At 37.2% G+C, this 15366-nt stretch carries 19 protein-coding genes; 4 read left to right on the top strand and 15 right to left on the bottom strand.

What is annotated here, in order from left to right:
• Nucleotides 1-7: 7 nt before the first annotated feature.
• From COJ96_RS09400 to COJ96_RS09380, 5 genes are all read right to left on the bottom strand, one after another.
• The gene (locus COJ96_RS09400) at nucleotides 8-403 is read right to left on the bottom strand and encodes a DUF3397 domain-containing protein (protein ID WP_098572666.1); all 396 of its coding nucleotides are present in this window, start codon (nucleotides 401-403) and stop codon (nucleotides 8-10) included.
• Complete coding sequence (locus tag COJ96_RS09395) at nucleotides 400-1302, bottom strand: 2-dehydropantoate 2-reductase (RefSeq protein ID WP_098572665.1); 903 nt, start codon at nucleotides 1300-1302, stop codon at nucleotides 400-402. The genes COJ96_RS09400 and COJ96_RS09395 overlap by 4 nt, the downstream gene beginning before the upstream one ends.
• A gap of 121 nt (nucleotides 1303-1423) precedes the next feature.
• A complete protein-coding gene (locus COJ96_RS09390) occupies nucleotides 1424-2965 on the bottom strand; it encodes an acyl-CoA carboxylase subunit beta (RefSeq protein ID WP_098572664.1) in 1542 nt (513 codons plus the stop codon).
• A 19-nt stretch (nucleotides 2966-2984) separates the two neighbouring features.
• Nucleotides 2985-3197 (bottom strand): biotin/lipoyl-containing protein, encoded by a 213-nt coding sequence (locus COJ96_RS09385; protein ID WP_098572663.1) that lies wholly within the window; start codon nucleotides 3195-3197, stop codon nucleotides 2985-2987.
• 13 nt (nucleotides 3198-3210) lie between these two features.
• Entirely contained in the window at nucleotides 3211-4548 is a 1338-nt protein-coding gene (locus COJ96_RS09380) for an acetyl-CoA carboxylase biotin carboxylase subunit (protein ID WP_098572662.1), read from the bottom strand.
• 236 nt (nucleotides 4549-4784) lie between these two features.
• On the opposite strand from COJ96_RS09380, the gene COJ96_RS09375 reads away from it, so the two are divergent.
• The gene (locus tag COJ96_RS09375) at nucleotides 4785-5264 is read left to right on the top strand and encodes an N-acetyltransferase (RefSeq protein ID WP_098572661.1); all 480 of its coding nucleotides are present in this window, start codon (nucleotides 4785-4787) and stop codon (nucleotides 5262-5264) included.
• A gap of 35 nt (nucleotides 5265-5299) precedes the next feature.
• Here COJ96_RS09375 and COJ96_RS09370 read toward each other — a convergent pair whose 3' ends face one another.
• The 4 genes from COJ96_RS09370 to COJ96_RS09355 form a co-directional block, all read right to left on the bottom strand.
• A complete protein-coding gene (locus COJ96_RS09370) occupies nucleotides 5300-5929 on the bottom strand; it encodes an RsfA family transcriptional regulator (protein ID WP_098572660.1) in 630 nt (209 codons plus the stop codon).
• Nucleotides 5930-6012: 83 nt separating this feature from the next.
• The gene (locus COJ96_RS09365) at nucleotides 6013-6774 is read right to left on the bottom strand and encodes an enoyl-CoA hydratase/isomerase family protein (RefSeq protein ID WP_257148473.1); all 762 of its coding nucleotides are present in this window, start codon (nucleotides 6772-6774) and stop codon (nucleotides 6013-6015) included.
• Nucleotides 6775-6886: 112 nt separating this feature from the next.
• The gene (gene rpmF / locus COJ96_RS09360) at nucleotides 6887-7060 is read right to left on the bottom strand and encodes a 50S ribosomal protein L32 (protein WP_026566356.1); all 174 of its coding nucleotides are present in this window, start codon (nucleotides 7058-7060) and stop codon (nucleotides 6887-6889) included.
• A gap of 89 nt (nucleotides 7061-7149) precedes the next feature.
• Nucleotides 7150-7671: a YceD family protein gene (locus tag COJ96_RS09355; RefSeq protein WP_098572659.1), complete on the bottom strand. Its 522-nt coding sequence runs from the start codon at nucleotides 7669-7671 to the stop codon at nucleotides 7150-7152.
• Between the two features lie 254 nt (nucleotides 7672-7925).
• On the opposite strand from COJ96_RS09355, the gene COJ96_RS09350 reads away from it, so the two are divergent.
• The gene (locus COJ96_RS09350; RefSeq protein WP_098572658.1) at nucleotides 7926-9140 is read left to right on the top strand and encodes a nucleotidyltransferase; all 1215 of its coding nucleotides are present in this window, start codon (nucleotides 7926-7928) and stop codon (nucleotides 9138-9140) included.
• A gap of 116 nt (nucleotides 9141-9256) precedes the next feature.
• Here the strand turns inward: COJ96_RS09350 and COJ96_RS09345 are convergent, their stop codons facing one another.
• Both COJ96_RS09345 and COJ96_RS09340 read right to left on the bottom strand, forming a co-directional pair.
• Nucleotides 9257-10276 carry a SepM family pheromone-processing serine protease gene (locus COJ96_RS09345; RefSeq protein ID WP_098572657.1) on the bottom strand — a complete coding sequence of 340 codons (1020 nt, stop codon included), beginning with the start codon at nucleotides 10274-10276 and terminating at the stop codon, nucleotides 9257-9259.
• 8 nt (nucleotides 10277-10284) lie between these two features.
• Nucleotides 10285-11064, bottom strand: coding sequence for a patatin-like phospholipase family protein (locus COJ96_RS09340; protein WP_098572656.1), 780 nt, complete (start codon nucleotides 11062-11064; stop codon nucleotides 10285-10287).
• Nucleotides 11065-11297: 233 nt separating this feature from the next.
• Between COJ96_RS09340 and ylbJ the strand changes: the two genes are divergently transcribed.
• Nucleotides 11298-12512: a sporulation integral membrane protein YlbJ gene (gene ylbJ / locus COJ96_RS09335; RefSeq protein ID WP_098572655.1), complete on the top strand. Its 1215-nt coding sequence runs from the start codon at nucleotides 11298-11300 to the stop codon at nucleotides 12510-12512.
• A 38-nt stretch (nucleotides 12513-12550) separates the two neighbouring features.
• Here the strand turns inward: ylbJ and coaD are convergent, their stop codons facing one another.
• Both coaD and rsmD read right to left on the bottom strand, forming a co-directional pair.
• On the bottom strand, nucleotides 12551-13033 hold the full coding sequence (gene coaD, locus COJ96_RS09330) for a pantetheine-phosphate adenylyltransferase (protein WP_098572654.1): 483 nt from the start codon (nucleotides 13031-13033) through the stop codon (nucleotides 12551-12553).
• 12 nt (nucleotides 13034-13045) lie between these two features.
• Nucleotides 13046-13606: a 16S rRNA (guanine(966)-N(2))-methyltransferase RsmD gene (rsmD, locus tag COJ96_RS09325; protein ID WP_098572653.1), complete on the bottom strand. Its 561-nt coding sequence runs from the start codon at nucleotides 13604-13606 to the stop codon at nucleotides 13046-13048.
• 406 nt (nucleotides 13607-14012) lie between these two features.
• Between rsmD and COJ96_RS09320 the strand changes: the two genes are divergently transcribed.
• The gene (locus COJ96_RS09320) at nucleotides 14013-14402 is read left to right on the top strand and encodes a DUF7147 family protein (protein WP_098572652.1); all 390 of its coding nucleotides are present in this window, start codon (nucleotides 14013-14015) and stop codon (nucleotides 14400-14402) included.
• A 36-nt stretch (nucleotides 14403-14438) separates the two neighbouring features.
• On the opposite strand, the gene COJ96_RS09315 is transcribed toward COJ96_RS09320, so the two are convergent.
• Together COJ96_RS09315 and COJ96_RS09310 are read right to left on the bottom strand one after the other, a co-directional pair.
• Nucleotides 14439-14714 carry a YlbG family protein gene (locus tag COJ96_RS09315; RefSeq protein ID WP_098572651.1) on the bottom strand — a complete coding sequence of 92 codons (276 nt, stop codon included), beginning with the start codon at nucleotides 14712-14714 and terminating at the stop codon, nucleotides 14439-14441.
• A 159-nt stretch (nucleotides 14715-14873) separates the two neighbouring features.
• Complete coding sequence (locus COJ96_RS09310; RefSeq protein WP_098572650.1) at nucleotides 14874-15317, bottom strand: YlbF/YmcA family competence regulator; 444 nt, start codon at nucleotides 15315-15317, stop codon at nucleotides 14874-14876.
• Between the last annotated feature and the right edge of the window lie 49 nt (nucleotides 15318-15366).

The raw sequence follows: 15366 nt of genomic DNA, 5'->3' as shown, positions 1-15366 counted from the left end.
TTATAATTCAGTTGGTAAAAGTAAAAATCAATGCTCGATGAATTAATCCATATAATGTTAAGGTGAGGTAAGCAAGAAGAAACAGGAGAAAATTAAAACGCCAAAAACCCTTTATCACTTTTTTTATGAGAATTTCTTCTTTTACTTTCCAATGAACCAACACAAAAATCATCGCTATTAAAATCATAATTAATATTATTACCCAAAAATATGATTTTTCCCATATAGTTACAATTAAAAAATGAACAGATATTATAAATAGAAATGTTGTAGAATCTAGTGATATATGCACTGCCTTTCGCGTGCTTTTTGTCACGAGTTTCGTGACTATAAAAACAAACAGGAATCCTAAAAATGGTATCGCAAAGAAAACAGAAATGAAATAGGATAGAAAAGTAATCAAGCGTATTCCTCCTTTATCATCTCTTTTCCTTTAATTAAGTAATATAGGTTAGCCACTTGAGGTGACTTCATCCCTTTATGTTCTGCCACTTCTAAAATATATCCCAATATTGCATCCACTTCTGTCATTCTGTGTGCTTCTATATCTTTAAGCATGGAGGAACGATTAGCAGAAGTATTATTACAAATAGTAATAATTTGCTGCAACTGTTCTTCAGTATTATCTAAATATAAAATTGAAGATACCTCGGAATATAAATTCTTTAGGACCTGAAAATAGTATTCATTTTTTATTAATTTGCCATTTTCCACCTCGAGGATGGCGGTTAATGGATTAATAACGGCATTGACAACTAGTTTACTCTGCAGCATTGTAAAATAATCATCCTTAAAAACAAGTGGAAATTCCAATGGTGCAAAAGAAATACAATCAAACAAAAATGTTGGGTTCCCTTTAAATACAGCCACTTTAGTCACAGCTTCACCATTATGGGAAACGGTATATGAATTTTCCTTCAGCGCTCCGTGCTCAACTGCACCAACAAAAATATTAGTGTTCGGGATGGTTTCAAGCTGTTTTAAATGGCCCATACCATTCTGTAAAAATAAGAGATTGTTAGGAAGAATGGGCAACTGATTAATTTTTTCAATAATTGGCCGAAGTTGATATTGCTTAACGGAAATGATGGTAAGATCCTCAATTCCCTTCCATTCGTTTATTGGCAATGCCTTCGTGTTGGAAATTGTTTGTTCCCCGTTTTTCTTCAGCACAATTCCATATTTATTTATCTCTGTTGCTTGTTCTGGTGTTCTAGTGTATACCGTAACATCTAATATCCTGCTAAAATACGCTGCGAATAGGAGGCCAATTGACCCAGCACCAATAATTCCAACCCTCATGGTAATCCCTCTTTTTTAGTCGTCTTTACCCATATTCTATCAGAAGCTGACGATAGTTTGTTACTAAGAATTAGAAAAAAATTAAGCCCTATTCGACAAACACCGAATAGGGCCAATAAAGTTAAACGGGGTATACCGGATGCTTACGTATGCTAAAATTAAAATCCTTGGTTTCATAATAAGCAAAGCGTTGAATCAAAACATTTCGTAATTCTGTTGGTGCGACAATTTCATCAACAATTAATTCCGATGCTAACTTATAAATGTCGATATGTTCTTTATATTCTTTATGCTTTTCTTGGACAAAAGCTATTTTTTCTTTCTGGTCTTCTATTTGATTAATTTTGTTCGAATAAACAGCATTGACTGCTGCTTCTGGACCCATAACTGCAATTTGTGCGGTCGGTAAAGCGATACAGCAATCCGGCTCAAAAGCTGGGCCAGCCATAGCATATAGACCAGCACCATAGGCTTTTCGAACAATGACAGAAATTTTCGGGACAGTGGCCGAACTCATCGCTGCAATTAACTTGGCCCCATGACGAATAATGCCCGCACGCTCCACCTTTGTTCCAATCATGAACCCAGGTACATCTGCCAAAAATAAAAGCGGAATATGAAAAGCATCACAGAGTTGAATGAATTTTGCTGCTTTATCTGCAGAATCTACAAATAAAACACCGCCTTTCACTTTCGGCTGATTAGCAATAATTCCAATCGGTCTTCCATCGATTCTTGCTAACCCCGTTATCAATTCAGGGGCAAACAATTTCTTAATTTCATAAAAACTTGAATTATCCACAAGTTTATCAATACATTCATACATATCAAACGGAGCGTTTTGGTTTTCTGGGATAATCGCTTCCAGCTCGCGGCCTTGTTTTGCTTCTACACCAGGTGTCATCTTTGGTTTTTCTTTAAAGCTTGCAGGGAAGTAGCTGATATATTTTTTGGCTGACTCGATTGCTTCCTCTTCGCTATAAGCGAGAATATCCCCACAGCCTGAGACTGAACAATGCATCCCCGCACCGCCCATTTCCTCAAGTGTAACCTTTTCACCGATTACTTTTTCAGCCATCCTTGGTGACCCCAAATACATAGAAGCATTTTGGTCAACCATGATGACGATATCACAAAAGGCAGGAATGTATGCTCCACCAGCCGCGGAAGGGCCAAACAAAATACAAACCTGGGGAATCATCCCGGAAAGTTTCACTTGATTGTAGAAGATTCTTCCTGCCCCGCGACGATTTGGAAACATCTCTAACTGATCTGTTATTCTAGCCCCGGCTGAATCAACAAGGTAGAATAATGGAACCTTTAGTTTTTCGGCAACTTCTTGAATACGAATAATCTTTTCAACTGTCCTGGCTCCCCATGAACCAGCTTTAACGGTTGAATCATTCGCCATAACACAAACCGTTTGGCCATTAATTTTCCCAATCGCCGTGACAACACCATCTGCAGGAAGATCACCAGCTTGAAAATTGGCAAATTTACCATCTTCTTCGTATTTACCTTCATCGAACAATAAGGCAAGACGTTCACGAACAAACAACTTCTTTTTCTCTTTTGCCTTCTCATGATATTTTGGATGTCCACCAGCTTCAATTATTTTACGGTTCTCATTTAACTGCTCATTCAATGTATTGGTTACAGACATGATTTTCACCCCTCAAACTTTATTCTAGGACGATCAATACGTCGCCTTCATTAACGAAATCACCAATGCTTACTTTTACATCTAATACTAAACCTTCTGAAGTGCTTTCAATTGGAATTTCCATTTTCATAGATTCAAGCATCACGACTTCCTGACCAAGTTGTACTTGATTCCCTTTTGCTGCGAATATATTTAAAACAGTACCTGCCATACTTGCTGTTATTTCTTTCATTTTCATTCTCCCCCTAGTTCACTAATTTTTTGGTTAAAAAGCTTGTGGTGTACTTTCCCTTTTGAAAATCATTATCTGTTAGTACATTAAGGAAAAGTGGTGCATTAGTTTTAATCCCTTCAATTTTTAAGTCTTTAAAGAAGCGAACCGCTTCTTCTAATGCTTTTACACGTGTTTCATTGTGAATAATAACTTTCGCAATCATTGGATCATAGAACGGTGTAACCACACTTCCTTCATCATAACCTGAATCAATTCTTACTCCCGCCGAATGACCCCATTCAAGCCTGCTGATTTTACCTGGCGACGGAAAAAAACGAACAGGGTCTTCAGCATAAAGCCTAAATTCAATAGCGTGACCTGACAATGTGATTTCATCTTGGAGCAATGGTAACCGTTCACCTCGAGAGATGAGGATTTGCCATTTCACTAAATCGAGACCAGTTATCATTTCAGTTGCCGGATGTTCAACCTGAAGGCGAGTGTTCATTTCTAGAAAATAAAAATTTTCCTTTTCATCAACAATAAATTCAATAGTTCCTGCATTTGTATAATTAACAGCACTCGCCGCTTTTAAGGCTGTTTCAAACATCATATTTCGAGAATGGTCCGATAAACAAGGTGACGGAGATTCCTCAATTACTTTTTGATGTCTTCTTTGAACAGAACAGTTTCTTTCAAACAAATGAACAATATTTCCATGGCTGTCTCCAAACACCTGGACTTCGACATGTCTTGCATCTTTGATATACTTCTCGATAAAGACTTCGTCAGAGCCAAAATAGGCCATTGCTCTTGCTTTTGTCTGGGCAAAAGACTTAACGAGCGCTTGCTCATCTTCACAAAATACCATTCCTATCCCGCCGCCGCCGCCGCTTGCCTTCAGCATAACTGGGAAGCCGATTGTATCTGCAAGAACAATTGCTTCCTCAATAGCTTTTATACCGCAGCCACTGCCGGGAACCACCGGGACACCCGCCTTTTCCATCGTCTGACGAGAAATAATTTTGTCACCCATTAATTCAATAGTTGCCGGGTTCGGGCCGATAAAAATAATACCTTCCTCTATTGCTCGTTTAGCAAATGTAGCATTTTCAGATAAAAAGCCGTAACCAGGGTGAATTGCATCTACTTTCTCTCGTTTTGCTATTTCTAAAATTTTATCTACTTGTAGATAGGATTTGTTTACAGGAGGCTCCCCCACACAGAAAGCCATATTTGCTGCTTTTACAAAGGGCATTTCCTTATCAGCCTCGGAATAAATAGCAATTGTTTCAATCCCCATCTCCTGACAGGTTCGAATAATCCGAAGGGCAATTTCTCCTCGATTAGCAATTAAAATTTTTTGCACGCTTTTTCCCCTTTCGTACCCTGTTTATTCCACCATTTATATGTTTCTACACGATTCTCTGAATTTCCTGCAAATTTCTGAAAACGCTTTCTGAACTTATTTGAAGAATTTTTTGAGTTTTTGTTATATAATTAGAGTGATTCATTTGAAAAATGCCAAAATTACTTCAGTTCATGTTATTCAAGAGCAAATGAATATATACAAGATTATGAGTAATCATATTTAGGAGGTTGACTATGGCAGTAAAAGTGGAAAGACTCAAAGTAAATTTTAAAACACTAGAAGAGTTTAAAAAATTCAAAGAATATGGGATTCAAGAATTATCAATGCTTGAAGATCTTGAAGCAAATATGGTTGATAATAATAGTGACTCACCTTTTTACGGAATTTATTTTGGAGACAAATTAGTAGCTCGAATGAGTCTATACCAAATTGATGCAAAGTTTGACCGCTATTTTTATCCGCCGCAAAATTACTTAGAGTTATGGAAACTTGAGGTATTACCGGATTATCAAGGTAAGGGTTATGGCAAGGCGCTTGTCGAATTTGCGAAAAGCAGCTTTGGTCTCCCGATTAAGACGAATCCAAGAGTACAATCAAGAGATTTTTGGGAAAAGATGGGCTTTGCGAATGTCGATTACGATATGGAGCGTGACCGCGGAGAAAATCCATTGGTTTGGTACCCTTCAGGCGTAGAGGCACAACAGCATAATTAATACAAATAAAAAAGCGGACATTTGGTCCGCTTTTTCTACTTTTCTACTCTTTCGAGGTTACCATTTTTGTCCATCTGGAATTTTACTTTTTGTTGCCGGTCCTCATCTTGAAGAACTACCATTTTCCGAGCTCTTTCCATAATTTCAATTAACGAACGATAATCCTCTTCAATAGCCTTTAAATTTTTAGATAATCTTTCGTTTTCTGCTGCCAAGTAGTATGCCTTTTTTTCCAACTCTTTGATTTTTTCATTAGATTTCTTCCGTTCCGCTTCATTGTTGGATGAGGCTAGTGCTTTTTGTTGGAGTCCCTCTAAAAAATGGATCACCGTCGAAAATGTAATTGTGCTTCCTTGTTCATTTCCTGTTGGAGAGGGAACAGCTTCTACTTTAACTTGTTCTTCAAATGATTCTATTTCATTTGAAACTGGCTGTTTTTTTAACTCTTTACGCTGCTTTTTAGCCAACTCAATGCCCGATTTATATTGTTTTCTAACAAACGAATTCCAACGAAAGCCACAGGCTGCTGAAGTACGTGTGAGCTGCTTCCCTACTTCTTCGAATGCTTGCAGTTGCGTCCCGCCTTCCCGGATGTGTCGTAACACAACCTCAGCAAGCAACAAGTCTTCATCTTGGGACCATGCATCTTGTCGAGTCGGTGACATGAAATCATCCCTCCTAGTGTTTTTATAATACATATGCATCTACTAGAAAAGATAGACTTAATCAAGCCCTGTGTTTTTCATCTTTATTCATTGTTTTTTCGTATAAACGCATTTACATATTCATGATGAATTTCGCTTTCCCAAAGGATTGCACACTCTCTAATCTCTTCATCTATTCTTTCACGCAGTTTTGTTTCTTCCCACTTTCTAATCCAAATTCTTTTATAGGATTTTAGTACACTTATATCGTTAGATATCATCTGTCCAAGGTATCTATCACAAGCCTGGAGAGAGTCATCCGTGTACAGTGAGTTAATAAACCCAATTTTCTTTAAATATGAGGCAGTTTGGAGCTCTGCTTCCATTAAAAGCTTCATTGCAATAGAAGCAGGCAGCTTTTCTGCTAAAATTGAACCTCCGCCCCATCCCGTTGTTATCGCTTGCTTTCCTTGGATAAACCCTGCCAATATACCTTCTCGCGCAATACGATAATCGCAAGCAGCCGCAAGTTCACAACCACCGCCAACTGCTGTTCCATTAATGAGAGCAATAGTCGGAATAGGCAATGTAAGCAGCGAATAAAGGATATTCGCCATCTTTGAGAGCATCCCATAAGCTTCTTCCTTTGTACGAAGGGAATGGAAAACAGACAAGTCTCCCCCTGAACAAAAAGCAAGATCATCTTCTCCGGTAATAACTAGTGCCTTAATATCAGGGTGAAAAGATCTTTTTATTGCTTCAGCCAATCCTTCCATGACTTCAAAATTAATAGCATTTCTTTTTTCACTTCTAGTAATGGTAAATACCAAATAACCCATATCACGTTTTTCAATTTTGTACGACAACCTATAACACAGCCCTTCTTTATTATTTCGCAAAAATGAGTATGTATAAATCCAAAGAAACGATAAAAGCACAAGGGAAATAACCCCTTGTGCTTTCTATCTTACCTTAAAATTAGTCGTTCACTACATCTTTTCCTTTGTATGTTCCGCAAGCTTTACATACACGGTGTGAAAGTTTCATTTCACCACAGTTTGGGCAGCTTACCATACCAGGTACGTTTAATTTAAAATGAGTACGACGTTTTCTTTTTGCAGTTTTAGAAGTCCTTCTAAAAGGTACAGCCATTCTTCCCACCTCCTTAAAGAGTATTAAGAAAGTAATGAAGGCCAGGAATGCTGGGTCTTCACTTTGCTTCTTAGATTTGTCGATTAAATTTACGAAGAAGAATTGTTTTCATCGAAAAACTTTGCGAGACCTGCTAGTCTCGGATCAATTTTTTTAGATTGATCTTCTCCATGAACAACTTCCCAATCCTTGCCAGATTGTGGAGCAGCATCTTCACGATTAACATCTTCGCAAAAAACTTGCATTGGTACCTCAAGTAAAAGAATCTCTCGAAGGATCGGCATCACATCAATCACTTCACCTTTCACTTGATATGCTTCCTCTTCAGTTTCATAAACTGAACCTTGCAAGAGAAACGTTTCAGTTGTTTCGACATTAATTGGAAGTTTAACATCCACTAAAGTACGAGAACATGGAAGTATTAAGTAACCTTCGATTTTTAAATGGAACGTTACTTTTGTTGAATCGATATCGCCCCGACCTGTAATATGCATCGGAGAAACTTCCCGGATGGTTGGATCATCTTGTTTGATCTCATCCACACGAACTATCTCATCAATAATAAATTCCTTGTTTCGATATTTTTGTAATTGACTTAATGTCCATTTCAATTGAATCACCCCAAGGCAACAAAGGTAATTATAGCCTTCGATAAATTTTTTGTCAATGTTTTTTCTTTACACCCCGTCAGATGATTAAAAAGCAAAATGCACCTATCTGTTTCCAATACTAGTTTAACCAGATTAGCCTTTTGCAAACATCCTTAATATCTTACCATATAATTTGATTGGTTTCCTTAAAATATTGCTATAATGTTAAGAAAAGCAAAAATCACACAGATTTTAAAGTTTTAAGGAGAAAACAAATGAGAGCTGTTGGATTAATCGTAGAGTACAACCCTTTTCATAATGGGCATGCCTATCATTTACAGGCATCTAAGGAAGCAGCAGAAGCTGATATTGTTATTGCAGTAATGAGCGGGAACTTTTTACAGCGCGGGGAACCTGCACTTGTGTCCAAATGGCAGCGAACCAAAATGGCATTGTTAAATGGAGTAGATATTGTTTTTGAACTACCTTATTGCTTCGCCACTCAAAAAGCAGAAACCTTCGCAAATGGTGCTGTGTCAATTTTGGATGCAGTGGGCACTCATTGCCTCTGTTTTGGAAGCGAGAGCGGAGACATATCCGATTTCTTTCGTACAATTGATCACTTAGAAGCGAAGCAACATCTATTTAATGAAAACATTAAACAGTTCCTAAGCACAGGTGTCAGTTATCCGAAAGCTTTATCCCTTGCATTTGGGCAATTGCCAGATTCGGATAAATATTTGGATTTAGCTAAGCCAAATAATATACTTGGACTCGAATACATCAAAGCTATAAAACAACAAAAGTCGAATGTCATCCCAATGACGATACCTCGAAAAAACGCTAACTACCATGATCAGGATTTTACCTCTGCAACGATTGCAAGTGCAACCAGTATCCGAAAAGCTATCTTTGCTGATAGCGATGGAAAATCTGCTATAGACCAATATGTACCAAAGGCTACCAAACAATTGCTAAATGAATATTTACAATTTTATCAAGTATTTCACCAATGGGAAAACTATTGGAGTTATCTTCAATTTCGTTTAATTCATTCGAGCCCTGAAGAGCTGAGGAATATTTATGAAATGGAAGAGGGGCTTGAAAATAGACTTCTCTCTGCGGCACGAGAGGCTGATACATATCTTGAGTATATGCAAAAAATTAAAACGAAACGTTATACTTGGACAAGACTGCAAAGATTATGTGTTCATATATTAACTAATTCAAAAAAAGAGGACATGGCAATGATCTCAGAAAAAGCCTCTTATTTAAGACTTCTTGGTATGACCACCAAGGGCAAAGAATACCTAAATAAAAACAAGGCTCATCTTAGTCTCCCCCTAATATCGAAACTTTCTTCTTTTAAAGGAAAAGAGATTAACCTAGATATTAAAGCAGCAAGGGTTTTTTCACTTGGGCTCCCTATCCATTTAAAAAATAAAATGATCCATCAAGAATATCAGCAGCCTCCGATTTATATAAAGTAAAAAGCTCTGTTAAACAGGGCCTGTTGATTTCCGCTCCAATCAACAGGATGCCAAAGTCAACAATATTTCTTAACTTAACCATAATAAAAAGATGATGCAGGCGCACCATCTTTTTATTATTTTTCCTTTAGCTTTTCTAAGTAGCTAACAGCTTCGTCAAATGTATCAATAGGAACAATTTTCATGTTGGTTTTTATCTCACGGGCCGTCTTTACAGCATCCCGGTAATTGGAACTCTTTATTCCTTTTTCATTCGGGGCTAAAAAGATTTCTGCGCCTGCTTTGTCCGCTGCAACTATTTTTTGTTCAATTCCCCCTATAGGACCAACCGTCCCATCCACTTCAATGGTCCCTGTACCTGCAATCTGATACCCTTTTGTCAGGTCACCGTCGGTCAACTGGTTATAGATTTCTAAAGAAAACATGAATCCTGCGGAAGGTCCACCAATTTCATCCGTCTTTACCTTAACTTTTGGATCAACCATTATTTCTTTATCATCAACGAGCGAAATCCCAATTCCAACCTTTCGAGGATCTTCTTTAAAAGCTTGGAGTTTTAATGTAACAGTCTTTGTACTTTTATTTCGTAAATAGGTTAATTCTACCTTGTCACCAGCATGTTTATTACTCACGTAACCAATGAATTTTTCCGAGGAAGGAAATTGCTTCCCATCCACTTTAAAAATCCGATCACCCGCGGAAAGTTTGCCATATGCAGGCATATCAGGAATCACTTGAACCACATAAATTCCCTTATATTTATATTTAACAGGCAGACCCGCTTTCCGGTAAGCTACCTCAATGGCATTTAATTTCGAACCCGCCATAAGATGGAGCTGTCGTACATTGTATTCTTCTTCGGTTTCTTTTTTATTTAATATCATATCAAGTGGATAAAGCTCCTCATATTTTCTAACTTTTGCTTCTATATAAGAGAAAACATTAGCTCTACCCATTCTAACCGTCGTAAGCATAAAATTTCCTTCATCCTTATCGCCGCCTTCAACACTGATGATTGGTCCCAGTTCCTTCGCCATTCCCGGTTTGGAGACATAGTATGGCAATGAATAAAACATTCCCCAAACAAAGATAATCGTAATAACTAGTGCAGACCCTATATATATTTTTTTGCGCATCGCAATTTTTACCCCTTCCACTGTTCAATCACGGTTTTTATTTGCGTTAGATGTTTTTTCGCTTCAGCCTCGCCTATATTAATAATCTCTTCAATATTTATAAAGGCTCGTGAACTATAAGTTTCGACAGGGGGACGAAGCATTACACTTGCAGCAATTTCCCGATTGTTAATTATCTCTGCTTGCATAATATCAATACTCTGCATGATGACATCATAGATAGAGGTAATTTCTGCGTTCCTCTTTACCCTTGAAACATCTACAGCGATAACGATATCTGCCCCCATCTCTTTAGCGACAGAAACAGGAACGCGATCAGATACGCCGCCATCTACAAGGATTCTGCCATTATATTTTTCGGGTACAAAAATTCCGGGTATCGAAATGCTTGCCCGGACTGCATCTGCAACAGGACCCTTTTTAAATACCACCTTTTCACCCGTCAATAAATCAGTAGCGACGATTCCAATTGGAATCGAGAGCTCCTCAATATTTTTACCGTGGGTAAATACCTTAATAAATTCTTTTACCTTTTTACCTGAAATAAAGCCCATTTTTGGAACTGTAAAGTCCAAAAAGTACTTCCTCTTAAAGGCAGTGGATAATTTATATAACCGATCCATATCAATACCTGCACCGTAAAAACTTGCAACTAGTGCTCCCATACTGCTGCCAGCAATCAGATGAATCGGAATTTCAGCGTCTATTAATGCTTTAATGACACCTAAATGAGCAAACCCGCGTGCACCTCCTGAACCAAGCGCCAAGCCTATTTTTGGGTGCTCCATAATTATAGACCTCCTATCAATACCTAATCAAAATAATTGATTTCTTAATTGACGGACTTTACGAATTCCTTCCATGTAAAAGTGAAATCTCGTTCAATCTTATGGTCTAAATAAACGTTCTATGAGTATATTTGAGTTATATGAGGACAAGTCAGGATGGAATATTTCTTTATTTTACCATTCATTTAATCGATTGCACAGTTCAACGATTTCCTCGGGAGGAGGTCTCTTCATTGTTTCGGTCCAAATTAAAAACAATTTTTTTATCCATATCCGTCACCATTCTAGCTGGCTCGCTAATATTTTATCCACAAGAGTCCTTGGATGCATCTATCCGTGGCTTAAATATGTGGTGGGAAATAGTTTTTCCATCCTTATTACCATTTTTTATTGTTTCTGAAATGTTAATTGGCTTCGGGGTTGTAAAATTTATTGGTGTATTATTGGAACCACTAATGAGACCTCTTTTCAAGGTTCCTGGTGTGGGCGGATTTGTTTGGGCTATGGGGATGGCTTCTGGATTTCCTGCTGGAGCAAAGTTCACTGCAAGATTAAGAGAAGAAGGCCAGTTAACACGAATTGAAGCGGAAAGACTTGTTTCTTTCACAAATTCATCAAATCCATTATTTATTTTCGGGGCTGTTTCGGTAGGATTTTTCTATAATCCACATTTAGGGGTTATCCTTGCACTATCTCATTATTTAGGAAATATTTGTGTTGGGTTAATCATGCGCTTTTATGGAAAAGAATCACCTGATGAAATCCCTCCGAAAAGAAAAAAGTTCAAAATCCGTTCAGCTTTATCAGCTTTGCATCAAACGAGACTAAAAGATAATCGACCAATTGGAAAACTACTTGGGGATGCCGTTAATTCTTCTATTCAAACCTTATTAATGGTTGGCGGGTTTATCATTCTTTTCTCTGTGATAAACAAAATACTTTATCATTTACATATTACGGCCACATTAGCAAAATCTATTGAGGTGCTGCTATCTGCGCTGTCCTTCCCTGAAATGTTAAGTATTCCGTTTATTTCAGGTTTATTTGAGATCACTTTAGGCAGTCAATTAACGAGTCAAAATCCAGATGCAACACTTTTACAAAAAGCGATGATTACCAGCTTTATTTTAGCCTTTAGTGGTTTTAGTGTCCAAGCCCAAGTTGCTAGTATCCTGGCACAAACAGATATTCGATTTAAACCATTTTTTATGGCGAGAATCCTTCAAGGTATTTTCGCAAGTTTGTTTGCATTGATCTTATGGAAGCCCGTTTATTTGCGTTTTAATGGGAATGAACAGCCTTCAAATGCCTTGCCAGTCAGTTTTTTCGAGAATGGCTCATGGGCAGACCCTCTATTTCATAAAATGATTGTCATTGGGCCGATTATCACCATCATCTCACTCATAGTTTATGTGCTTATTTTGTTTTCCCGCTTAAAAAAACAATAATAAAAGAGCTGGCAAGCATAGCCTGGCTCTTTTTTCATTTACCCTTTAAACTTCTTTTGTAATTCTTTTTCAACAATTGGCGGGACTAGGGACGAAATATCCCCATTATATTTCGCCACTTCTTTAACAATACTTGAGCTTAAGAAGGAATATTGATTATTCGTCATGATAAAAAAGGTTTCAATCTCATCATTTAGCACTCTATTCATCGAAGTAATTTGCATTTCGTACTCAAAGTCCGAAACTGCCCGCAATCCACGGATGATGGCATTAGCATTAACTGCCTTTGCATAATCAACCAGTAAGCCTGAATGAACATCTACTTTAACATTCGGAAGATCTTTTGTTACAGCCTTGATGAGATTCATTCGCTCTTCAACAGTAAATAATGGATTTTTAGATGAATTATTTAAAACGCTAACATAAACGGTATCAAATACTTTGGCGCCTCTTCTAATAATATCTAAATGACCAAATGTAATTGGATCAAAGCTTCCTGGACAAACGGCTATTTTCGTCAAATTGATTCCCCCTTACTCAATATCTGTTCGAATATAAATCGTTACCGCAATCATCCCATACTTTTCATGTTTTATTTGGCTAAATCGTCCTACTGCTTTGGGTAATTCAACATCAAAGCCATGCTCACACACAACGATTCCATCCTTGTTCACTACATTCTGATTATCCATCTTTTCCATTAAATTGACCAGTTGCTGTTTTTTGTATGGCGGATCTAAAAATATGTAATCAAAGCAAATCTCTCTTTTAATGAGAGCCTTAAGTGCTCTGTCAGCATCATTACGGTAAACCTCTGTCTGGTCCTCAAATTTACAGGCTTTTATGTTTTCCTGAATCACTTGAATAGCTTTTGGCTCTCGATCAATAAATATAATTTTATCCAATCCTCTGCTAAGTGCCTCCAAACCTAATCCACCACTGCCAGCAAACAGGTCTAACCCAATCCCTCCATCAAAATAAGGACCAATCATATTAAATATAGCTTCTTTGACCTTATCCGTTGTCGGCCTCGTCGTATTTCCGGGAACTGCTTTCAGCGGTCTTCCTTTACAACTGCCTGAAACCACTCTCACTTACCTATCACCACATTTTTTCAGAAATAATTTCTTAATTCATCCTACCATAGTTTATTAAAACTAGACAATTTCTGTGGATGATATCTTAATTATTTTGTCGAAGCACACCAAAGATTGTTATATCTCGAAATTTTATCATAAAACACGTATAAGCTTTTGGGTTGTGGAAATAATGTAATTAACAACATCAATTCGAGGATGTTGTTGCCAACCGCGGAGAAGACTTACGTTTCCCCATAAGTTCTTCCTCCGGTTTCTCCTCTCCCTTTGCCTTCTATCCTTTATGAGGATGTGGAAGGACCCTGCAGAAAGTTCTGCAGGTTTTTTTTTGTTTTTTATTCAAAAAATCCTTTTTAAGTGATAAAGTATTGAAGTATTGATTCATTCTAAAGGAGCGTTTTAATTGATCCAGCGTTTTATTGAATTAGGTGAGGGATATTCAGATTTATATGAATTACTAGAACTTATTAATGCCAATCAGCACCGTCTTCAACATCTGCTTGCACTTCACACAAAAATAGATGGCAGAGAACTAACCTCCTTGGTCGTTATTTTAAAACCTACTGACCCAGGAAAGTTCCAACCACTTTATGTTTGTCGTGAGGGCATTCCGAATCCAAATTATTGTCCTAATAAAAGGTATGAACTTTTTGCCCAAACTGCTGCCGCGTATAATAAACAAATTCACGAACTATCGGTTAAGCCATCTTCCATCTTTTATGAAAAGGAACTTTATTTCCAATACCTAATTGGGATTCTGAGGCTTAATCATTATTTATTACCACTACAATAGGAAAAGGTGAGGGACTAAATATATTCCCTCACCTTTTTAAATACCCATTTTATAGTCATATTCTTTTGCTTTATCGGGTGCTGAATTTTCATACTCCATTCTTAAGAATGGTTTATATGAAGGTTCTACTTTTTTTACAAACGAAAAAGAATTCAACTTTTCCATAATCTCATCTACTTCTTGTTGATTACAATACAGTACAACATATTTTAGCTTTTTTGAAACATAATGTACATTTCCGAAGCGTCTAAGCATTTTAGCTTGTTTTAATGAGTAAAGCCAAACCACCAATCCTTGTCTTTGAATAAACATACTATTTCCCCTTCAACAGAACCATCATTTTAACTAAGTCTAGCATATAAAAACGCTTCATTTCAATTCAAACTTTAATTCTTATCCATATTATATGGTAGTAAAAAAATATTTACTGTACTCTAAAGAAAAAAAATCAGCTAACATTAGCTGATTTTCTCATCCACACCCACAACTTCCTCCACCGCCACAGCCGCTTCTATGGTTGGAATTTGTTTCGAAAAACTGGTTGCCGGTTGGGACTTTTATATGTTCTGAAACAGCACCACCTACGATGATGCTGATTGCATCTAGAAGGTCTTGCAGGTCATTTTCTGCCAATTTAAACTCCGCTACTAGTGGATCCAAATCCATTTCTCTTTTACTTTCGCGGATTTGGGTCATTACCTTTTTATAATCAGGATGGTATTTTCCAAAGCGTTGAACCTCATCATATAATTCCTTTAGACTAACAAAACGCTTTATTTTACGCTGTGACTCCCTATTACTTTGCAATTTATATAAACAAATTTGATATTGTTCTGCAATTTCGGATTCCAGAACCATTTTTGCTAGTTGTTCAGCCTGTTCCAATAATTCAACTCTTTCTAATGTAGCAAGCACGATTACGCCCACCTCCAATGATATTTTAACATGAAAGTGTTAGTAATGC

The organism is Bacillus sp. AFS073361 (assembly GCF_002567005.1).
Taxonomy (GTDB): domain Bacteria; phylum Bacillota; class Bacilli; order Bacillales; family Cytobacillaceae; genus Neobacillus.
Note: the sequence above shows the minus strand (reverse complement) of the source record. Positions and strands in the feature narration are given on the sequence as shown.